Origin of the sequence: Bacteroides parvus, assembly GCF_017309675.2 — a bacterium.
GTDB lineage: Bacteria > Bacteroidota > Bacteroidia > Bacteroidales > Bacteroidaceae > Bacteroides > Bacteroides uniformis.
Window position 1 is genome coordinate 3,545,589 of record NZ_CP084680.1, and the last position, 22,110, is coordinate 3,567,698.

13 protein-coding genes and 1 CRISPR repeat array are annotated in these 22,110 nt (G+C 45.9%); of the genes, 4 read left to right on the forward strand and 9 right to left on the reverse strand.

All coding sequences use genetic code 11. The annotated features are described in order from the left end of the window. Positions 1–10 precede the first annotated feature (10 nt). Entirely contained in the window at positions 11–1,882 is a 1,872-nt protein-coding gene (locus JXR92_RS14450) for a TonB-dependent receptor (protein WP_373152902.1), read from the forward strand. On the opposite strand, the gene JXR92_RS14455 is transcribed toward JXR92_RS14450, so the two are convergent. From JXR92_RS14455 to cas9, 6 genes are all read right to left on the reverse strand, one after another. Further along, positions 1,879–3,330 carry a vWA domain-containing protein gene (locus JXR92_RS14455; RefSeq protein ID WP_138346052.1) on the reverse strand — a complete coding sequence of 484 codons (1,452 nt, stop codon included), beginning with the start codon at positions 3,328–3,330 and terminating at the stop codon, positions 1,879–1,881. The two genes, JXR92_RS14450 and JXR92_RS14455, sit on opposite strands and share 4 nt — an antisense overlap. 22 nt (positions 3,331–3,352) lie before the next feature. Beyond that, the gene (locus tag JXR92_RS14460; RefSeq protein WP_138346010.1) at positions 3,353–4,906 is read right to left on the reverse strand and encodes an AAA family ATPase; all 1,554 of its coding nucleotides are present in this window, start codon (positions 4,904–4,906) and stop codon (positions 3,353–3,355) included. A 138-nt stretch (positions 4,907–5,044) separates the two neighbouring features. After that, a CRISPR array of direct repeats spans positions 5,045–6,475; the repeat unit is 47 nt; unit sequence GTTGTGATTTGCTTTCATTTTAGTATCTTTGAACCATTGGAAACAGC. 103 nt (positions 6,476–6,578) lie between these two features. Then, entirely contained in the window at positions 6,579–6,911 is a 333-nt protein-coding gene (gene cas2, locus JXR92_RS14465) for a CRISPR-associated endonuclease Cas2 (RefSeq protein ID WP_005832235.1), read from the reverse strand. Beyond that, positions 6,911–7,843, reverse strand: coding sequence for a type II CRISPR-associated endonuclease Cas1 (cas1, locus tag JXR92_RS14470; protein ID WP_005832238.1), 933 nt, complete (start codon positions 7,841–7,843; stop codon positions 6,911–6,913). Before cas1 ends, cas2 begins: the two co-directional genes overlap by 1 nt. 23 nt (positions 7,844–7,866) lie before the next feature. Then, on the reverse strand, positions 7,867–8,724 hold the full coding sequence (locus tag JXR92_RS14475; protein ID WP_005832239.1) for a BRO family protein: 858 nt from the start codon (positions 8,722–8,724) through the stop codon (positions 7,867–7,869). Continuing rightward, on the reverse strand, positions 8,717–13,243 hold the full coding sequence (cas9, locus tag JXR92_RS14480) for a type II CRISPR RNA-guided endonuclease Cas9 (RefSeq protein WP_138346012.1): 4,527 nt from the start codon (positions 13,241–13,243) through the stop codon (positions 8,717–8,719). The genes JXR92_RS14475 and cas9 overlap by 8 nt, the downstream gene beginning before the upstream one ends. 473 nt (positions 13,244–13,716) lie before the next feature. Here cas9 and JXR92_RS14485 point away from each other — a divergent pair, with 473 nt between their 5' ends. Next, a complete protein-coding gene (locus tag JXR92_RS14485; RefSeq protein WP_005832241.1) occupies positions 13,717–14,355 on the forward strand; it encodes an HU family DNA-binding protein in 639 nt (212 codons plus the stop codon). Positions 14,356–14,475: 120 nt separating this feature from the next. After that, positions 14,476–15,282 (forward strand): NAD(+) diphosphatase, encoded by an 807-nt coding sequence (gene nudC / locus JXR92_RS14490; RefSeq protein WP_131225297.1) that lies wholly within the window; start codon positions 14,476–14,478, stop codon positions 15,280–15,282. A 289-nt stretch (positions 15,283–15,571) separates the two neighbouring features. Here nudC and JXR92_RS14495 read toward each other — a convergent pair whose 3' ends face one another. From JXR92_RS14495 to JXR92_RS14505, 3 genes are all read right to left on the reverse strand, one after another. Next, entirely contained in the window at positions 15,572–17,314 is a 1,743-nt protein-coding gene (locus tag JXR92_RS14495) for a phospho-sugar mutase (protein ID WP_138346014.1), read from the reverse strand. An 81-nt stretch (positions 17,315–17,395) separates the two neighbouring features. Further along, positions 17,396–19,039 (reverse strand): C69 family dipeptidase, encoded by a 1,644-nt coding sequence (locus tag JXR92_RS14500; RefSeq protein ID WP_117965790.1) that lies wholly within the window; start codon positions 19,037–19,039, stop codon positions 17,396–17,398. Between the two features lie 36 nt (positions 19,040–19,075). Then, a complete protein-coding gene (locus JXR92_RS14505; RefSeq protein ID WP_226791191.1) occupies positions 19,076–20,743 on the reverse strand; it encodes a M23 family metallopeptidase in 1,668 nt (555 codons plus the stop codon). 198 nt (positions 20,744–20,941) lie between these two features. On the opposite strand from JXR92_RS14505, the gene ald reads away from it, so the two are divergent. Continuing rightward, the gene (gene ald, locus JXR92_RS14510; RefSeq protein ID WP_117965796.1) at positions 20,942–22,045 is read left to right on the forward strand and encodes an alanine dehydrogenase; all 1,104 of its coding nucleotides are present in this window, start codon (positions 20,942–20,944) and stop codon (positions 22,043–22,045) included. Positions 22,046–22,110: the final 65 nt, after the last annotated feature.

Sequence of the window (22,110 nt, forward strand, 5' to 3'; positions counted from 1 at the left end):
TCCGGGTAGTATGCTGTCCGCACCTGCCGACAGCCTCCGGCTGAAAAGCTACAAGCTTGATGAAGTCGTGGTGACCGGGACAAGAAATGAAACAGACATCCGCCACCTGCCAATGACCATCTCCGTAGTGGGTCGTCGGCAACTGGAACAGACCTACCAGCCCTCCATCCTGCCTACACTGACCGAGCAGGTGCCCGGACTTTTCACCACAAGCCGCGGCATCATGGGCTACGGCGTATCCACGGGAGCCGCAGGAGGCATGAGCCTGCGCGGTATAGGCGCCGGAGTAAACGCAGCCGGAGGACCTACGACCAGCCTGCTGGTGCTGATAGACGGACATCCGCAATACATGGGCCTGATGGGGCATCCCATCGCCGACGCCTACCAGAGCATGATGGCCGAACGGGTGGAAGTGCTGCGCGGTCCCGCCTCCGTCCTCTATGGGTCCAATGCAATGGGCGGGGTTATCAACATCGTCACCCGCAAGATGCAGGAGGACGGGGTGAAAACCAATGCGCAGATAGGATACGGTTCCTACAACACCCTGCAGACGGAAGTCTCCAACCGCGTAAGGAAAGGGCGTTTCAGCAGCGTGGTGACCGGCTCGTACAACCGTACCGACGGACACCGTGACGATATGGAATTTGAGCAGTATGGCGGCTATGCCAAACTGGGATACGACTTCAGCGACACCTGGAAGCTGTGGGGCGACGTGAACATCACCCGCTTCAACGCCTCCAATCCCGGCGAAGCCGACAATCCGTATATAGACAACGACTCGCGCATCACACGCGGCATGACCTCCTTCGCACTGGAAAATCGTTACGACCGCACTTCCGGCGCCGTGAGCTTCTTCTACAACTGGGGCCGGCACAAGATTAATGACGGCTACCACCCCGGAGGAGAGCCCCAGAAGTCGCACTTCAACTCCAAAGACCGGATGCTGGGCATATCCTGGTATCAAAGTGCCACGCTCTTCACCGGCAACCGCCTGACCGTAGGTTTCGATTACCAGCACTTCGGCGGAGAGTCCTGGAACAAGGTTGTCGCCATCGACGAGGCAAAACCCGGACAGCAGATTGGCGACCATATCCCCGGTGTGGACAAGCAGATGGATGAATTTGCAGGCTATGTGGATTTCAGGCAGGACATCAACAGATGGCTTTCACTGGACGCCGGTGTCCGCATAGACCACCATTCGCACGTAGGCACGGAATGGATTCCCCAAGGGGGACTGGCTTTCCATCTGCCCCGGCAGGCGGAACTGAAAGCAATGGTGAGCAAAGGATTCCGTAACCCCACCATCCGGGAGATGTACATGTTCCCTCCACAGAACCCCGATTTGAAAGCGGAGAGCCTGATGAACTATGAACTCTCCTTTACGGGGCAGCTTTTGGGAGGGGCCATGTCCTATGGGGTGAACCTCTACTACATCAACGGGGACAACATCATCATGACAGACCCTGCCCTGCGCAAGAACGTCAACTCCGGAGAGATAGAGAACTGGGGCGTGGAAACCAACCTTGGCTACCGCATCAACCGACACTGGCAGATGAATGCCAATTATAGCTGGCTGCACATGGAGAATCCGGTACTGGCAGCTCCCGAGCACAAACTCTATGCCGGTGCGGACTTTACGCAAGGACGTTGGGGCCTATCTACCGGTATACAATACGTGAAGGGTCTCCATACCTCGGTCACCCCGGGTAAGGAGAAGCAGGAAAGCTTCGTACTCTGGAACCTGCGTGCCAACTACCGTCTGTGCAGTTTTGCCGACGTCTTTGTCAAGGGCGAAAACCTGCTGGCACAACGCTATGAAATCAATGCAGGCTTCCCCATGCCGAAAGCCACGGTGATGGGAGGCGTAAATATCAACTTTTAATACTGTCGCGAAGGAGTATACTCCGCCCGATAGATATGGTCGAAGAATGGTGCCCACTCATTGTCCGTGATGCCAATCTGCAGACCGTAGAAGTGTGTACCGGCTTCCCGACAACGGCGAATCTCCTCCATAAAGGCAGGTGAAGAATGAGGAATCTTGAAGTCGCTGACCCAAAGCACATCGGCATTCATATACTCCTTGCCTTCTTTGAGCAGGCGGAACGTGGCTTCCAGCATGCAGGTGGCATCTGTATCCCCGCAAGCTGTCTTTGAGAAGAATTCGAGCAGCCTTGCCCGCTCTTTCCTTACATCAATCGGATGGATGGAGACGGAAAAGGCTATCAGAAAGCAGTTCCGCCGTTGACGGTCGGCTATCTCCAGGAGCTTTATCAGCAGAGAGTGAGCAATCTTCTCCGGCTTGCCAGCCATGCTTCCCGAGGTGTCCAGACAGACAATCATCGGACCTTTGGGACGGGCGGGCTTGGTTTCGATACGCCGGGCAGGCTGCATGATTTCCGATTTATAACGGAAGGTCTGGAGCTTGCGAGTAAGGTATTTGTAGACGAACAAATCTTCCAGTTCACTGTCGGCGGAATGGGCAAGCTCAATGGGAAGCAGAGCATTGAGGTCGTTGCCGGTGCTGATGCCCAGGATGTCACATTTGGAGGAGTGCTCCATTTTGTAGACGTTTCCCTCGGCAACGCGGATTTGCTCACGTCCTTCGTTGTCTGCCATACGCCCCATCTTGTGGGTCACTTTCACTATCTCGGGGCAGGAGCGCTGGATGCGCACGATTTTCCGTATACGCTCAAAGTCGACGGTATTCCACAAGCCGCTCATCATGCCCCAGGTCTGGAAGAATTCGTCCTTATCCACGCGGTTCTGGCGGATGTACTCGGGGATGTCTTTCAGATTGGAACGGAGCCTGCGCTCGAGGGCATCTTTGCGGAAAGCAATCTCTTTCTCCTTTTCTTCGTGCATCTTCAGCTGGAAGGCGTCTTCCCAGTCGTCCACCATTTTCTCCCAGACTTCATCGTCCGCATATCCTCCTTCGGTACCGAAGTGGCTGCGATAGAAGCGGGAGTCGAAGCCGTACTCCCGGTATTTGTCGGAAATCTGCTGAAGCAAGGCTTGCCAGCCGTCTTTCCGCTTTGCCATGGACCACTCCAGCACGAGTTTCATCTCATTTCGTTCCGACTGGCTTTTCCGGAGGTTGTACCTCTCCTTCTCCAAATTCAAGTGGATAAACTGAATCATGGTGTCGTAAAAGATACGTGCACAGACCTCATTGCCCAGCACCTGCACCTTGACCATGGAGTCGTTCATCACGGAGAGCAGATAGGCATACAAGGGCTCGGTATCCGTCTCAGCACACTCTCCGGTGGCTACAAAACGGTCCAGTGCCTGCACATAGAAGGCGGTGTCATATCGGGTGGCGGTGGTGTTCATCTTCTTCTTGGTTACTGGAGGATTATTCGTCTCCATATCTCAGTTTGCGCATGTCCACACGCGCCCAGGCTATCTCCTTGCGGACGATGGAGACGTATTGAGCTACGCTCTTTTTATCCTCTTCGGAGACGAAAAGGTTGGCGGACAAATCTCTTACCAGCCGGTCTATGCTGGTGGCGGCGGTATCCAGTTCCGTCTCGTAATCACGGTCGGTGACGGAGAGGTTTCCCAGCCAGAGTTGTTGCTCCTCGCCCCGTTGCAGACGCCGCATGGGGAAGCACACACCGTTGATGTAGAGATGCTTGTCGTCGCGGTAGAGGGTGACGCGTTCGGTGCCTTCCTCTTTCACGGCGCCGGTGTCGGCAAAGGCACGGATGATTGTACGCTTGGGATTGAGGGGGTCGGCATACATTATACCCAAGGTGGGGGCATCTTTGGTGCTATACTCCTTCAGATTTTTGTAGTCCACGATAAAGATGTAGGTGTTGCCCGTACCATGTTTCTCCACCTGGTAGTAGAAGTGGTCCGTTATCTGCAGGTCATCGTCCCTACGGTCGCCGGCAAGGCGGGCTTTGTCGAGGGCTTCGCGCACACGGCTGACTTTCAAATCGGATTTCAGCGAGGAGGCGATACCGGCAATCTGTTTTGTGTGGGACACGAATAAGGCACGGATAACAATGTCACGGATGGCAACGCTCTCATCAGGCTCACTCCATAGGCAGTGGTAGACGGGAAGCAAGTCGGTCATGGAGACTTCCGTGCGGCCGTGGACGAAGGCGGAGGTCTTGAGCAGCTTCACGATGTTCTTCCAGCGGCGATCGCTGACATAGACATTGCGGCGCAGGTCGGAGTCTTGCATCTCTACGCTTGTCAGTCCGTGGCGAATGGCTGTGATGCAGGAAAGAACATCGAGAGGCAAGGTTACGCGGCGTATCTCTGCTTGCCATTCGGCATACTCGCGGTCGGAGATTTGCCATTCGCAGGCAGTCGTTTCCGGATGGTCAGCAGAATCGTCCAGCAGCATTTTGTAGAAAGACTCTTCCTGCTTGACGCAGGTGCAGAGAATGCGGATGAGGAAGCGGTCCCATAGGGCTTCCAGTCCCTCGCCTTGGGCAGGCAGTTCGTTGCTGGCAGCTACGAGCAGTTTGAGGGGGAGATGCAGTTCCTTGTCGCCGTTGCGGAAAAGTTTCTCGTTGATGACGGTCAGCAGAGTGTTCTGTATGGCAGGGCCTGCTTTCCATATTTCATCCAGAAACACGACGTCGGCTGTGGGCAGATAGCCGTCGATGGCACGTTCGTACTTATCGGATTCTTTCAGCCGGCTGATGCTGACGGGACCGAATATCTCGTCGGGTGTAGAGAATCGGGACATCAAGTATTCGAAGGCACGGGCATCTGTAAAAGCAGACTTTAGCCGCCTGGCTACCATTGACTTGGCTACTCCCGGAGGCCCCAGGAGCAGGATGCTCTCACCTGCCAGGGCTGCCAGCAGGGAGAGGTTTATTTCGGTTTCTTTTTCGTATACTCCCCGGTTCATTTCGGAAAGGAGGAGGCGGATGCGTTGGATCATTTCCACAATATGATTTATTTATAGTCAGTACTCATGTATAAAGAAAAGTGTGTAAAGATACCAAATAGTAGCGAAATCAGAGAGATTCTTATTAAGATTCACTATTTTTGGAAAACAAATACACACACAGACACGCACACACACGTTGTGATCTGCTTTCATTTTAGTATCTTTGACCCATTGGAAACAGCGATAGGAATATACGTGAAATTGAAACAATAGTTGTGATTTGCTTTCATTTTAGTATCTTTGAACCATTGGAAACAGCATCTTCGGACAGGCATTCGAACTGCCTTCTGTTGTGATTTGCTTTCATTTTAGTATCTTTGAACCATTGGAAACAGCTGGAACCCATATATACATTGCCGGGAATCAGTTGTGATTTGCTTTCATTTTAGTATCTTTGAACCATTGGAAACAGCTTAACCTTTGCAATTTGTATATATCAAACTGTTGTGATTTGCTTTCATTTTAGTATCTTTGAACCATTGGAAACAGCTTATGAAACGAATATCGTTACTTTAACGTTGTTGTGATTTGCTTTCATTTTAGTATCTTTGAACCATTGGAAACAGCGAATTTGCATACATAGACGTGTACGGAAAGTTGTGATTTGCTTTCATTTTAGTATCTTTGAACCATTGGAAACAGCCTATGGTGATACCTTTGTTTGTCGCACCCCGTTGTGATTTGCTTTCATTTTAGTATCTTTGAACCATTGGAAACAGCTTATCCATATATCCGAAACAAGCGCATACGGTTGTGATTTGCTTTCATTTTAGTATCTTTGAACCATTGGAAACAGCTTGTCGTTGGCACAGGCATTTTACCAATGTGTTGTGATTTGCTTTCATTTTAGTATCTTTGAACCATTGGAAACAGCTTGAGGAAGAAATTAAGGAGGGAAGCGGCTGTTGTGATTTGCTTTCATTTTAGTATCTTTGAACCATTGGAAACAGCACTATTGTAAGTGGAGAAATGAACCCGGCAGTTGTGATTTGCTTTCATTTTAGTATCTTTGAACCATTGGAAACAGCGCATATACAGTCATCGAAGCCGTTACTCCGTTGTGATTTGCTTTCATTTTAGTATCTTTGAACCATTGGAAACAGCGGTCAGTTGAACGGATACCGTGCGCTCAGAAGTTGTGATTTGCTTTCATTTTAGTATCTTTGAACCATTGGAAACAGCTTTCATGTCATTTAAACTTTACGCAATCCAGTTGTGATTTGCTTTCATTTTAGTATCTTTGAACCATTGGAAACAGCAACCCCGGACGTGTTGCCGTCCAATTCATAGTTGTGATTTGCTTTCATTTTAGTATCTTTGAACCATTGGAAACAGCATTCTACTTGGGATACAGACCAACTTTTGGTTGTGATTTGCTTTCATTTTAGTATCTTTGAACCATTGGAAACAGCGATGTAGTGGTTTAGATTGTGACCCTTGGAGTTGTGATTTGCTTTCATTTTAGTATCTTTGAACCATTGGAAACAGCAAGCAGAGGTCTCAACAGGCTGAGTACGGGGTTGTGATTTGCTTTCATTTTAGTATCTTTGAACCATTGGAAACAGCTGATTACAAGTAACAATCTAATATTCAAACGATTACACATAGTATTAGAATATAAAAAAAGAATGCTGCTTCTGAAAAAATCCCGCCATTGCGCGGGATTTTTTTAGAATAATTCTAATTGTTGTCCAGGCGTATTCACATCCACAGTCTTTTTCCCATAAAAAAGTGCTATATTTCCAAATTGCTTGTCCGTAATGCACATAATTCCGACACTTCCATAGTCCGGTAAGAAAGATTTAACTCTTTTTATATGTACCTCCGCATTCTCACAACTCGCACAATGACGGACATATATAGAGAACTGGAACATCGTAAATCCATCCTTTTGCAGATTTTTTCTAAATTCCGCATACGCCTTTTTATCCTTCTTGGTTTCGGTAGGCAAATCAAACAACACTAATACCCACATAATGCGATATTCACTAAACCGGTCCATCACATCTCTGGATAGGATATTTTACGCAACTCACCACTGAAACATTTATACAGAGAAGCCGTAGTCTGCCCAACAGCTACCATCAACGGACTACGTTTTCCCGAAATAACAGTCTCTAATGTAGGAATTGTCAGTAACCTCGCTTTCAATTCTCTCGTCAATTCAACACAATTCGGTTCTGCTTCCTTGAATATATCATATACCAACCTATCCACATAAGGGCGATAAGGTTCCATTATATCATCTGCCAGACAATAAGCATTATAACGATTATGATGATGTATTCCCAAAGTAGGTAGAAGCCCACTTGTCACCAAAGCACGAGCAACAACTGCCCTCAAAATAGCATACCCATAATTTAACAAATTATTAGGAGGAATACCTTCTCTATCCCTTGTAAAGCCTTCTATTTTAAACAAATTCTTCCAATAATAAGCAGCTGCACGAGCCTCCAAATTATCAGAATCTCCACTCTTTACATCTGCAGCCCACACCTTCATACACTTTATTTCTTCTCCAGCACATTCATGCAATACTACCGTCTGATTCTCTATTTTGGCTTTTATTGTTTGCTGCCAAAGTTGTTTCATCAATGGTAGAGACGCACCAAGTTGATGACGAAACCTTTCATTTTGTGTAGTATTCCCATACAAAGGAAGCATTAAACCAACCGGCATACTTTTAGAATCGCAGGTTATGACTGCACAATTATTCTCAAGCAAAGCTTCCAATACTCCCGAAGTAATGGTTATCTGCTTATTGTCCAACACCACTACTCCAATATCTTCTATTGGCTTAGTCACTTCGGACATTCGTTTGAACCCTTCGGGTAAAGCACTGTTCTTCACCACCTCCGGCAATTTAATCACCAACTGGGCATTTTTTAAAGACAAATAGACCGGATTCCCAAAATAAAGTGTTTTCTTAATCATAGCATATAGACTTTACAAGTTATTCATTCATCATTTTCAAGAAAAGGAAGCTCTAAAGTATCATTCTGTTTATCAGAATCCAACAGAAAATTTTCAGGAGAAACAACACTTCTACCCAACTCTTTTTCAGCTTGTTCACGTGCTACTCCGGCTACATTTCCTCCACGTTGTGCTACTTGCTTACTTTTAGTAAATGTATCTGGTTTTTCTTTCTGAGAAATTTCCGTTGTGACACGTTCTCCAAGCATTGTAAATATCAACTCCAAATCAGACATGTGGTCACGAAGATTCTGATTTTTCTTCGTCAGCCCCTTATATATTTTATAATCCGAAGGAGTCAATCCAAACGTTGCTCTAGATATTTCTGCCGTAAGAATGGCATAATCACTTTTTTCCGTGATTCCCCTTTCTTTCCATTCATCCGTCAAATTCTGACGAATGGCGATTCCTCTCAAACGTTTGTCAATCCAATCTTTTGGATAACCTTTTTGCTCATATAGTTCTTTCATGCGCTCTTGAGCCAATTCCGGATTTTCTATTTCCTGTACACGCTCATAACCTACTTGTGCTAACCAAAGCTTGAAAGGTTCAGCTTTAGGAGAAGGAATAGATTGAATGATGCGGAATAAAGCCTGCACATTTGCCGCCAACGTTTTTCGTTTTTTTCCTGTATCTGTCACCATTTCTACCTGGGGACAAGTTGTCCCCAGGTAAGTAGCCAGTTCTTCATCCCGTTTTCGCATCTTCTTCAGATAATCCGTAGGATTCACACTATCAGTCAATACACCAACTACATCTACAACAGAGAAATACCATTGCTGTTCTTCCTCGTTCCATACGGAACGGATCTTTTTCTCTTGAAACAACTTTATATTATTCATTTACTCTATACTTAACTTCTATAATACGGCCTAACCTATCAACTTTTACTGGAATACAAATATTCTTTATCATTTCACCATCCCATGATTTTTCTGCTTTATTATTAGAACCTAATTCTTTAGTGGAAATAATAGCATTTGATATACTTTGAGGTATAAAAAAGCATTGATTACCAGAAGATGAAACCATCTTATAAATCCTCCCCCTATCTATCGGTTCATTTATCCTACCAAAATCCCGCTCTTCTTCGGTTGGCAGATATACCAAATCATTAGGAGACAGCCAAAACAATAATTTATCTCCCTTTTCATTTCTGTCCGGTACAGGAACAAGCCCTTGTTTCTCACGCTCTATAACCCAATTTAAAGGAATAGTCTCATACGTTCTGTTTCCATCTTCTGTTATGTAAATAGCAAAGAACAAGTTAGTACCTTTAGCAGCTTCCACCCATTTGGCACCTTTATTGCCAAGTACACCGACTTTAAATTTATTTCCACGCGGTTCATACACCCTCACCTTATATATAGGCTGATGTCCTTTACCATCATTCAGTTGTAAAAGATTACGGTTCATTTCTTCTATACCTTCTGCAGAAAAAGCCAACTCCGCCTTTCCTTCTTTTGATTTCAGATGATTCAGGAGTATTTTCTGTATGCCAGTATCCGTCACCGATGCTATCTTCTTCTCATTGAAAGTTGAGTCCAATGATTTACGTACTGCAACTAAAGGTTCAGTAGTATTTTCCGTAAAATAATAAACAGCGACTTTGGCTATATCCAGCTCTTTCCACAAGAAAGCATTCTCTTTGAAATATTTTTCAATTTTCTTCTTATCATACTTATATGATAACAATTCAAGAACCTTATTTTTTACTCTTTTGTCAACAATCATAGAAGGAGTATCCAAAGCGACAGATAGGCGTACCACCTTTACCTTTCTTAAATTTACCGCTCCAAAAACCGTATCTTTGTGCATCGGTTTACGGATAGCCCAACTATCACCGATTTTCTGTTTCTCATAAACACGAGTCCCATTTGCATCAAAATGTTGATAGATATTGGTTGTTTTATTTATTATACGCAAATTCTGTTTCAAGCTAACTATTATCCCACTCAACGCTTCCCTTGCATCTTGCGTAAAAGTAGTCCATGGTTTCTTTATAATCCATCTATAATTACCATTACCATCCCCCCTACTCTTATCACACAACAGTCTCTGCAAATCATAACGGGAAATTTTCGCATTCCGGCTTGCAGACTCATTATTCAGATAGTTTACATGATTCCGTGTAGCACAAGCTATTACTATTGCATCCATAGCATGATGCCGATGGTCTATACGCTTCTTACTGAATCCTTTCTGATATTCAAGGGGCACTGCTGTTTGAAAAACTTTTTTTCCGTCTTTATTCTCCCAATGTCCAAAACACTGGGTTTCGGTCAAAGCATTTAAACGTTCAAAACGAGGACTTACAATACTATTCCAGACGTCATTCATGCCCCAATCCTTTTTCAGCCTGTCCGTCACGTTTCCTGTACAAACTAATATGTTTTTTGAAACAGCCTCCGGTTCATATTCACCGCTATCATTCTTTTCACGAACGATATTCGACAAAAGTCCTTTGACAACCTTACTGATATACCGGCTATCGTTTAATTGGCGTTCAATAAATTGCTCGGGAATATCATCCATCAACAATTTCTTCATTTTTATGCCCGATTTTGCATATTGTTCTTTTACAAAACGTTCGTAACTATCCACAGAAAAGATTTCTACTGTCTTTCCAAAACCCACTTCCACTTTCTGTCCATGATGATTCTTGATAAACTCATATCCCAGTTGATTATCTTTCAACTTGTTCACAGCAGATTCACATATCACTTTGTTAGAGAATGAATCATCAAAATAGCGGGATTGAGGTATAACATGTTCTATCTCATACGCAGCAGTAAATAATTTAGCCAAAGGTATCAGCTCACCGGTATAAGGTGAACGATATTTCTGTTCCAGCCATAATTTATAACGCAAGAATTCTGATTTCGTCGGTAATTTACTGGTATTGAATTTTTTCAATATCACATCTATATCTTCCGGAATCTGTTCTTCCCCCTTTAAAACTGCATCCTCATAAATCCGCAATATTTCTTGTTGACTTGGTGAATAGGGACGGACATTCTCTACCCCATATTCCGGATTCACAAATTCAGCAAGCAATGCCTTTATACGTAAATTGGCATTTTCATTCTCCAGAATCTGAGTAGTCATTCTTTTTCGCTTGTCCGCAGGATTTTTCATCTCGCGCCCTAACTCAATATGGATTTCATCAATTTTCCCAACCTGTTTCCAAATATCCCTGACAACTCTCAATGTCTCGGTTATCACTTGTTCTACGATAGGATTTCGTAGTGAATGTTGCTTAAAAGCAGCCAGATAAGCATCAATATCAGCAGGGGTTTCCCATTTGGTTATTTCTTTATCTTCGGAATGACGATTATACACTACATAACAAGCCAACCACAACGGAAGCCTCTTAAAACAAGATATATCCGACAAGTTCATCGCCTTTTCTCTAACCTTGGCACCTATACTCTCATCACACTCACCTGCTATTATCCTTTCTATTCTTTCCTTGGTTGTACCATCAATCAACGACATATCCCAATACTTTCCGCACCTCATCAAAGGCAACAACTTCTTTATCGCCTTGGCAGAATAAGCGCCATATTCAGACTTGAAAGGAGGAAACTTCTTGAACACTTCCACAAAGGATTCATTCAATCCGTTCTTAACCGCAAAAGTCGCCAATGCTTTCTCTATTTCCTGCTTGTCACTTACAGAATATAAGATATGCCACAAGGCTGTTTCTTTTTCATCAGATAAAAAGTCAATACCAATACCGGCCTTTTCCAAACGGGAAAGAATCGCATGTCTCGTCTCATTACATGGGTAGAACTTATCCTCGACATAATTCCAACGATAATTATTTATTTCCTTTTTCAGTCCAAACGCAGGATATCTCAGAAAAGCTTTCTGATCTATTTCCTTTCGAGAGTTCAGCCAATCAAATAGAGCCACATAATCATCTTCTGTTTTCAAAAACTCCGTTGTCACATCCACATCCAAATATAAAGTTCCATTTACTTCCCTTTCCTTTTGATATACCCGAATATTGGAAAGGAAATGCCATAAACGGAATTCCTGAAAAAGAGGATGTGACTTGGCTATACACTTTAACGGAGCTGTTTTGATTTCACCTGTTTTGCGGTTTACATATTCATTTTCCTCATAAGGGCAATTAGCTATCAATGACTTTTTGGTTTTCAACGGCCTTTGATAAAACAAGACATCATCTATTAACAAATAGATAAAGTCCCGGTTAGCTATATTTCTCCGTTGCACTTCATTACCCGGATACAACGCTTCAATACACCTCATGTATAAATCTCTATCCTGCAATTCTGCATGAAAAGCACATTGCTTCTGCAAAATCAAGTTCAGTTCCTCCTTGTAAAACTTTCGTTCTACTGTTTTCACCAATTTTCCTATTATCTTTTGTTGTGGCTCCTGCAACAAAGCATCATATATATAACTCCCAATCGTTTTATGAGTACCGGCAATGTCCGCTTCGGTCCTTTTCTTTATTAACATCCAATCATCCTCTTTAGGCGCTCTGAAAGAACGCTTCACCTCACCATACTTATCAAGCTTTGGAGTACCGTCCGGATTTAAGTCAGTAGTGACAATAAACTCTTTTACCCATCCTTCCCAGTCCAATGGGACATTACTGCTTCTACGATATACCCATCCATTCTCCAGATGTACATTATACCATATATCCCGGCCTTTCTTTTCATCAGTCGCTTCCACCGACAAGACTTTCAATGCATAAAATTCAACAGATTTTCCTGCATTGTCTTCCTCCTCTTCTCCTCTAAGCTGATAATAACCACGTTTCTGATTAAAGTTCAAAAGAATCCATGCCAGTTCTTCTTTACTTATCATTTCTGTCAAAGCTTTCTTACGGAGATAATAAACTGTCCAGTCATAAGGGATTTTTTTACCATCAAAAACCAATGAAGGTTGGTGCTTTGCAAAATCCGCCAACATTTCATTAAACGCTGTCTGAAATAAAAAAGAGTATTTTCCCCATCTATCCTTTACCCATGGCAATTTCGGTTCGCTGCCTGACAAGAATTTACCCGTATGCTTTTCAAAATCTATTCCTTTTAAATAGTGTTCCGGCAGGAAGCCAAGAATCTTCAAAACTTTATGCAACCGTTCACGGCGTAGTAATTGTCGCTCTCTCAATCGACGCACCCCTCTAAAACGGGTTCTTTCAGCTGTCTGTGATATAGAATTCCCTTTGTCAAAGTCTCCCAAGATAGCAGCATCCATCGGAATTATTCTACTGCCAGCCATTTCTATCCAAATTTTCTCGGTCTGTTCTTTAATTACAGAGTTTATTACAGCCCATCCTATACTATTGGTTCCCAAATCCAATCCAAGTATCGTTCTCATAGTATTATATTTTGAATATTTTCTTCAAAGGTATTTTTTTTTTCAATATAAGCATTGTATTTCCATATTTATTTTATACATTTGTCATACTAAAATGAAGCAAGTCACAATAAGGATTATTCCGTTGTGAAAACATTAGGTTCCCTCGTCCTTAACGGGGGATTTTTTATTTCCAAAAACTAATTATCATTTCCAATATCCCCCTTTTGCCGAAAACTAAAACTTTCCTCCCCAAACACTACTCTTCGTATCACTATATTTTATACCTTTGTTCACTAAGAAATAATCGTCACATACCCATTTCCGTTTCGTCCGACAGCTGTCGGACGATAATTAAACAACTGTTGGACGATAATGCAACAGTTATCGGACGATTAGTTTTTAGGAAGAAGAAAATTAATCCGCTTAGCGACAAAAATAATTCCCCGAAGCGACGAGAACTGTTTATCGCTATAAACAAAAATAAATATCTTATGAGCGCGTATTACGACCTTTACGAAACGCCTTCGCCCGACGGGAAAGAAGACAAGAAATCACTCCACGCACGTATCTGCCCGAAAAGGACTTATACCCAAAAGGAGTTTGTGGAACATATCGCAACTTTCCAACATCTGCCCAAGAATGTGATAGGGGCAGCATTGGATGCCTGCATTGACGAGTTGTGCGACCTCCTTGCCAACGGAAACATCGTGGAGCTGGGAGAACTCGGATTCTTCAGCACTTCACTGAAATGCTTGCGCGAAACCGACGACGAGAAAAAGAAAATCCGCTCCGAATCCGTCCAATTCCAAAACGTACACCTGCGCATCAGCAGCACGTTCCGCAACAACATCAAGAAGAAAATGACGTTGGAACGTGTACACTCCACTACCAAGAAATCGAAAAAAGTAGTAGAGACCACCGAAGAAACAAGAAAAGCCGAACTGGAACTGTTCCTCAAGCAGAATGTATGTATCAACAAGAACGAATACATCCAATTGAGCGGACTGACCAGACATGCCGCCATAGACGAACTGAACAACTTCATCCGGCAAGGGTTCCTGCGCCGCCGCGGAATGGGAAGGTCAACGGTCTATGTACGACAAGAAAAAGACACAGCAAACGAAATTTAGGGGGGGGGGCGAACACAGAGACACAAAGACATAGAAATTAATGCTTTATCTCTTTGAAAAGAATCTCTGTGCCTTTGTATTTTCGTGTTCATCCCCCAAAAAATAATAAAACAACAAACAATGGAAAAATCAACAGAACCCCAACCCTGCACTCAGTGGTTCGTCTTCTTCAAAGACCAACTGCTACTGAAAAAAGGATATACAGACAAAGGAGAAATAAAATACAGCGTACCCGTCAGTATAGAGCCTCCTCTGACACCGGAAGCCGGAAGTAATATACACGAAGTGTTCCCCCCCAACGGCAAGCAAGTACGTGCATTTGCCCTGAAACAGCCTGTGACCGAGAGCGACGAATGGGTAATGATAGGCCTGCGCGCATCGTACGACTACATCACCCCGGACGAATACCGTTCCGCAGGAAAGGCCTTCCAGATACTCTATTGGGACGAGCACAGCCGCTTCTGCCCCGTGTGTGGCACCGCCATGGAGCACCAGACCCCCATCATGAAGAAGTGTCCCAACTGCGGCAATGAGATGTACCCTCCCGTTTCCACCGCCATCATCGTACTAATACGCAAAGGAAACGAAATCCTGCTGGTGCATGCACGCAATTTCCGCGGGACCTTCTACGGACTGGTGGCAGGTTTCCTCGAAGCCGGCGAAACACTGGAAGAATGTGTGGAACGGGAAGTTTTTGAGGAAACGGGGCTGAAGGTAAAGAACATCACCTACTTCAGCAACCAGCCCTGGCCCTACCCCAGCGGATTGATGGTGGGTTTCATTGCCGACTACGAAAGCGGAGAGATAAAACTGCAGGAAGATGAGCTGACCGCTGCCGCCTTCTATTCCAAAGACAACCTGCCCGAAATACCACGAAAGCTGAGTATCGCAAGAAGGCTGATAGACTGGTGGATGGAGAACAATTAAAAATTAAAGAATTAAAAAGAGGGGGGAAGAAATTTAAAAAAGCAAATTGCGGAAAACACACACTCACAAACGAACAACTACGAATGAAACGACTCTCATTCACATCAACCAATCGGTGTGTAACCGCAATCTGCATATACTAAACTTCCCTGCAAACGTTTTGTTCATCAACCATCGGGTTTAAGTCTTTATTTAAGTTTTCTTTCAACACAGAAGCAAAAAGAAAAGGCGCAGCCCTCACGGGTTACGCCTCTCCAAACACTATATACACATTTTTTCCTCTTTCCTATCAAATGCCGAGTGACTTGCGCACTGCCTCCACTTTCTTTTCAGCTTCGGCATCAGCGCCGGCATAGCATTTCGGACAACCCATCTCGCCCTTCACCTCGATATAGAACTTAATCTTCGGTTCCGTACCGGAAGGACGGACAGAAATCTTCGTGCCGTCTACAGTGAAATATTGAAGTACATTGGAAGTCTCGGGCATATCCAGCTTGCTTACATTACCCCGGACATCGGTAGCCTCCAATGTCTTGTAATCCTTAATCAAGCTGACAGCCGAACCGCCGATTTCCTTCGGAGGATTGGCACGGAAGTTATCCATCATCGCCTTGATTTCTTCGGCACCGCTCTTACCGGGTTTCACCACGTTCACGGTGGTTTCCTTTGAGAATCCGTATTCTACATAGATTTCCATCAATACGTCATAGAGTGTCTTGCCCTGGTCTTTGGCCCAAGCACAGATTTCGGCCAGCAAGGAGCAGGCAGAAACCGCATCTTTATCACGGACAAAGTCTTCGGCCAGGAAGCCATAGCTTTCTTCACCACCACCGATATACTGCTGCTTGCCTTCGCTCAGACGGATTTCGCGGGCAATCCACTTGAAGCCGGTATAGCAATCGCGCATTTCAATCTTGTTCTTATCTGCCACAGCCTTGATGAGTTCAGTGGTCACGATGGTCTTCACGATGAAGTCATTCGGCTGCATCTTGCCCATTGCAATACGGTTCTTGATGATGTAGTACAAGAAAATGAGACAAGTCTGGTTACCATTAATAAGCACCCACTCGCCCTTATCGTCCTTGCAGGCCATACCGACACGGTCGGCATCCGGGTCACTTGCCATCACGATGTCAGCGTCAATCTTCTTGGCCAGCGCAATGGCCATGGAAAGGGCTTCGGCATTTTCGGGATTCGGAGAAACCACCGTCGGGAAATTGCCGTCCTTCACCATCTGTTCGGGCACGCAGTTGATATTCTCAAATCCCCACTCCTTCAATGAGTCCGGAATGAGCACGCGGCCTGCGCCATGAAGCGGAGTATACACAATGCTGAGGTCTTTCTGGCGACGGATGACTTCGGGGTCAATGGAGATGGAGTGAACCATGTCCAGATAAACCTTATCCACTTCCTTGCCGATAATCTGAATCAAGTCCTTGTTGCCGTTGAACTTGATGTCGGTCACCGTCACCTTATTCACCTCGTCTATGATGGCTGTATCGTGCGGAGCGAGCACCTGCGCACCGTCATCCCAATAAGCCTTGTAGCCGTTGTATTCTCTGGGGTTGTGGCTGGCTGTAATGTTGATACCGCTCTGGCAACCGAAGTGGCGAATGGCAAATGAAACTTCGGGCGTAGGACGAAGGTCATCAAAAAGATATACCTTGATGCCGTTTGCAGAGAAGATGTCGGCAGAAATCTTTGCGAACTTGTCGCTATTGTTGCGGCAGTCGTGCCCCACAACAACGGAAATATCCTTCTTTCCGGCAAAACATTTGTTCAGATAGTTGGACAAGCCCTGCGTTGCGGCACCTACGGTGTAGATGTTCATGCGGTTTGTACCGGCACCCATGATGCCACGCAGACCACCCGTTCCAAACTCCAGGTCTTTGTAAAAACTGTCTATCAATTCGGTTTTATCTGGATTTTCCAACATGCGTTTCACTTCTGCCTGAGTTTCGGCATCATATGCCGGGGTAAGCCATTTTTCGGCTTTCTCAGTCACCTGCTTAATCAGTTCCTGATTTTCCATAAGACTGTTATTATTTTAAGGGTTAATATAAACTTTTTTGTAAGACACAAATGTAGAAGAATAAGTTCAAATATCCTAATTTTATTCAGGCATTTTATATCTGTCTCCCGTCTGCTTAACATACTCTTCAAGGAACTCCTTCGGGTATCCCGGGCGGATTACGCCTGCCGGCTGGCCAATGGAATTACGTTCGAATTGACCGTTTTTCATACGTTTGACAACGCCGTCATTATACTTTACGACAAGAAACTCGCCAAGACGTTTCCAAGTATCGAAGGTACTTTGAGCGGTCATGTTCGTATAGTTGGTAAGAAATGCCTTTGCTTTGGCAGGATCTTTTTCCAGCAGTTTGGCAGCAGCAGCCTCAACGCCTTCCTGCGCTTCGTTGAAGGTTGTCTCCAACTCTGTCTGAGTGGCACGCACGTCGCCCATCATCAAGTCATAACGGGGATAAACCATATTGGCCACCCAGTTGAAAATCCAGAAAGCGGAGTTCCAGGAGAAAGTGATGTAATCGGCGCCGTCCACACGGGTGTAGCATACGGGAACCTTGTCCGTACAGCAGTATACAGGTGTAAATACCGTCATATTGGCATCATCCGTGCCGAACCACAATACTCCACCGATAGGGTCGGGCAACTCGGAACGCATCTGTGCCACGAATACGAAACCGCTCTGCTGGGTGGAGATGGGACGCTCATTGAAGTATTCCTGGTCACCCACCTTGAAAGAGAGTGGAGAAAGGCGGTACGGGGTATGATACGGGCCTGCGCCGAAATCTTTGCTGATGTCGAGAGGAGTACCTTCATAATGGTCGCGCATGGCGTTCTTCACATCCTGCACGGAAACCTTGCGGTTGGGCTTCACAAACAGAGGCATCGGAGTGTCCGTCTCACCCAATATATAAGGCAGGAACTCGTTGCCGCGGTCGGTAAACATATTAAAATAGCTCCATACGCGTGCCTCGCAATAGCGACGGGCACCGAAATCGAGCGGAGCGTAGGCATCGGCAAAGCTGAAATCCTTGTTCACACCGTCAAAATAGCCCTTCTCGCGTGCAAAAGAGATGACGTCGGCAGAGTACATGCAGTTTTCCTTGTCATTCATATTGAACTGATGAATGCGGCTCTGATTGGCATGTGCGGAGATACAATCATCGGGCACGCGGACAGCTACCCATACGGCACCGCGCACACCGGGTCCCTTGCCAATCATCTCCATAATCCATATCTCGTTGGGGTCGGCAATGGTGAAGGATTCTCCACTACTGTAATAGCCATATTCCTGCACCAATTCCGTCATCACCTTGATAGCCTCGCGAGCAGTGCGTGAACGTTGCAGTCCGAGATAAATCAAGCTACCGTAGTCGATAATACCGGTAGTGTCTACCAGTTCGGGGCGTCCGCCGAATGTCGTTTCACCGATAGTGAGCTGGAATTCGTTCATATTGCCGATGACATTGTACGTCTGACGCGCCTGCTCTATCTGCCCAAGGTATTTGCCGGTGTCCCACTCGTGTATGTCAATCAGCGTACCTTTCTTGTGCATACCGGCAGAATAATGATACAACTCGCCGAACAAACCATAAGAATCGGCAGAATAGGAAACAATGGTAGAACCATCCGCAGAAGCGTTCTTGCCCACGATAAGATTGGTGCAGGCCAGCGCATTCGCCACGGCTGCCACAACAAACAAGACGGAAAGAGTCAGTCTTTTACTTTTCATACTTCTAAATTATAATGTTACTAAATATTTCAGTCTTTACCATACAAAATCAAACTGTTCGGTGGTACGGTTGCCACAGCCATCCGTCACCGTCATCTCCACCACGTGCTTGCCGCCTTTCTCCACATGTTTCGGGTCGAGCTCGCACACCAGGTTACCGCTGATGGAATTGGGCTTTCCAAACAAGGCATACTTCCCGTCAATCGTACCCCGATAGGTATTGATGCCGGTTTCCTTGTCCTTGGCCTTGAAGATGATTTTTCCCGTACGTCCCCATTGGGCTTGGTTTACGGGAGTTATCACCGGCGGAACCGTATCCACCGCTACGGTATAAGTCCCCAAATCCCGTATACGCACTTTCATGACACCATCCTCATACTTACCGCCGATGCGGTATTTTCCACCGCGCGCCGTTACGCCCGCCACATAATATTTGGTCATATCCTCTACCGGACGCCGGCGCAAGCCGATACGCAAATCGCAGGCACCGTGCATAGGAATACGGGTATCGTTCAATTGATAGGTGAAAGCGATGTCGCCACTATCAGCCCGCACGGAGTAGTTCAGCAAGACGTCATCGTAGAGCATTCCTTTCGGGATAACCAACTCCAGCCCCGGCTCCTGCAGATAGTTCACCTTATCCCATTTGAGGGCGTATTTCTCACGATGTTCCACCGGAGCAATTATCGTCTTCTGTCCCTGCACTGTGAAGCGGACCTTGGAGATATTTCCCAGCGCATCTCTCAGCGTATAGACAAACCGGTAAGGGTGTTCTTCGTTGATGTCCACCAGTCCGCGATTGCCGTTGGATGCCTGTAGCATGCGCAAGTGGTTGCCCGGCTCTATAAAAGACTTCATGTACTGGCCGTGTGTCCACGAATTGATATAGCGGTTCTCCTCATAGGCAAAGCGATCTACCGTACTGCGGAAGACTTCCTCGCCGTCCACTTCGAGAATCACCGCCTTCACGCCATATTTATTCTGCACTCCGTCCATATAGTCGTAGGCACGGATACCTGCACCAATCAGTCCCCAGGCGGTAATGGGTTTTGTTGGATGTGCCGGAAAAGCCCGTCGCGTCTGCTTGCCCTCCACCACTCCTTTTCCCGGCTGTGGAAACAGCATGATACCTTCGGCACGCGGGGCAGTCTTGTCTTTCACCTTGTTCATGAAGAAAGGCAACGGGTCTATATATTCGTCCGTAGCCGTCTCTATCATATCCAGATGCAGGTGCGGACCGAAAGAGTAACCGGTGTTTCCGCTTAAAGCTATTATCTGACCGGCCTTCACGGGATATTCATCGGGGTCGGGAGTTATTTCCACCTCCCAGCTTTCTTTTTCATATTGTAAATCTTCTATCCGACGGGCAATGTCACCCACAAAAGCACTCAAATGGCGGTTTATCGTCGAATAGCCGTTGTCATAAGTTACATCGAGCACATAACCTGAGCCGTGGGTGACGCGGATACGCGAAATATATCCGTCTGCCAGAGCGCGTACCGGCTTGCCTATGGTGCCACCTGTCTTGAAATCCAGTCCGCCATGAAAATGGTTGGCACGTATCTCGCCGAAGTTACCGGAGAAAGTGATGGGAAAATCAAAAGGCGGGATGAAGGAAGGCTTGTCTGTATCGGTTTCTTGGGCATAGCCGCTTTGCACACTACCAATAAAGAACAAAAGAGAGAAAAATATAGAATATTTCATATTTTGTACAGTCAATATTATTTTAAATGCATGCAAATATAAAAAGAATAGTTCTCTCTACCTACAGAAAGCTACAATTATCATTGATTAAAACATGCATAAAAATTCTGTTGAAGAACATAGATGCACCGATAACACCCAAGCCGGGAAATCGCTATATTGCGCCATGTTTAACCCCCCAATTAAAACTTTAAGGTTATGATTATCGGAGTACCTAAAGAAATCAAGAACAACGAGAACCGCGTGGGAATGACCCCTGCCGGAGTAGCCGAATTGGTGAAAAAAGGTCATACGGTGTATGTGCAGGCCACAGCAGGCGTAAACAGCGGTTTCTCCGACGATGACTACATCGCCGTAGGTGCAAAGACTTTACCGACCATTGAAGACACGTATGCCGCAGCCGACATGATTGTCAAGGTAAAGGAACCTATTGCACCGGAGTACAAACTGATTAAAAAGGGACAAGTGGTATTCACCTATTTCCACTTTGCAGCCGATAAATTACTAACCGAAGCCATGATTGAAAGCGGTGCCGTCTGCATTGCCTACGAAACCGTGGAAAAAGAAGACCACTCACTTCCGCTACTTACTCCTATGAGTGAGGTGGCAGGACGCATGGCTACACAAGTAGGAGCCCGCTTCCTTGAAAAGCCACAAGGCGGCAAGGGAAAACTGATGGGCGGAGTAACGGGCGTACGTCCCGCACGCGTACTTATCCTTGGAGGTGGTATCGTGGGCACCAATGCCGCACAGATAGCTGCCGGAATGGGTGCCGAGGTACTGATTGCCGACATCAACCTTCCCCGCCTGCGCTACCTGAGTGAAGTGATGCCGAAAAACGTAAAGACACTCTATTCTTCCACCCATAACATCAAGATGGAATTGCCGAACATCGACTTGGTAATCGGTTCCGTCCTCATCCCCGGTGACAAGGCCCCACACCTCATCACCAGCGAAATGCTGAAGATGATGAAACCCGGTACGGTACTCGTAGACGTAGCCATCGACCAGGGCGGTTGTTTCGAAACCTCCCACCCCACCACGCACAGCGACCCTACCTACATTGTGGACGGAATTGTACACTACGCCGTTGCCAATATCCCCGGCGCCGTACCCTTCACCTCCACCATGGCACTGACAAATGCCACCCTGCCCTACACCGTAGCCCTGGCATGCAAAGGCTGGAGACAAGCCTGCAAGGACGACCCGGCTCTGGCGCAGGGATTGAACGTAGTGGAAGGCAAAGTAACATACAAAGCTGTAGCCGACGTCTTCGGGCTGAAATATGAAGCCATTGAGTGATAAGTGATGAGTGATTTGTTGGTGTTTTTCTTTCAGCATGATAGCGCAGCACAATTACCAACAAA

Bases quoted from the DNA above. Each gene is read 5' to 3' on its own strand.
- JXR92_RS14450 (WP_373152902.1), top strand. From the start codon at position 11: ATGCTGTCCGCACCTGCCGACAGCCTCCGGCTGAAAAGCTACAAGCTT.
- JXR92_RS14455 (WP_138346052.1), bottom strand. From the start codon at position 3,330: ATGAACACCACCGCCACCCGATATGACACCGCCTTCTATGTGCAGGCA.
- cas2 (WP_005832235.1), bottom strand. From the start codon at position 6,911: ATGGACCGGTTTAGTGAATATCGCATTATGTGGGTATTAGTGTTGTTT.
- cas1 (WP_005832238.1), bottom strand. From the start codon at position 7,843: ATGATTAAGAAAACACTTTATTTTGGGAATCCGGTCTATTTGTCTTTA.
- JXR92_RS14475 (WP_005832239.1), bottom strand. From the start codon at position 8,724: ATGAATAATATAAAGTTGTTTCAAGAGAAAAAGATCCGTTCCGTATGG.
- cas9 (WP_138346012.1), bottom strand. From the start codon at position 13,243: ATGAGAACGATACTTGGATTGGATTTGGGAACCAATAGTATAGGATGG.
- JXR92_RS14485 (WP_005832241.1), top strand. From the start codon at position 13,717: ATGAGCGCGTATTACGACCTTTACGAAACGCCTTCGCCCGACGGGAAA.
- nudC (WP_131225297.1), top strand. From the start codon at position 14,476: ATGGAAAAATCAACAGAACCCCAACCCTGCACTCAGTGGTTCGTCTTC.
- JXR92_RS14495 (WP_138346014.1), bottom strand. From the start codon at position 17,314: ATGGAAAATCAGGAACTGATTAAGCAGGTGACTGAGAAAGCCGAAAAA.
- JXR92_RS14500 (WP_117965790.1), bottom strand. From the start codon at position 19,039: ATGAAAAGTAAAAGACTGACTCTTTCCGTCTTGTTTGTTGTGGCAGCC.
- JXR92_RS14505 (WP_226791191.1), bottom strand. From the start codon at position 20,743: ATGAAATATTCTATATTTTTCTCTCTTTTGTTCTTTATTGGTAGTGTG.
- ald (WP_117965796.1), top strand. From the start codon at position 20,942: ATGATTATCGGAGTACCTAAAGAAATCAAGAACAACGAGAACCGCGTG.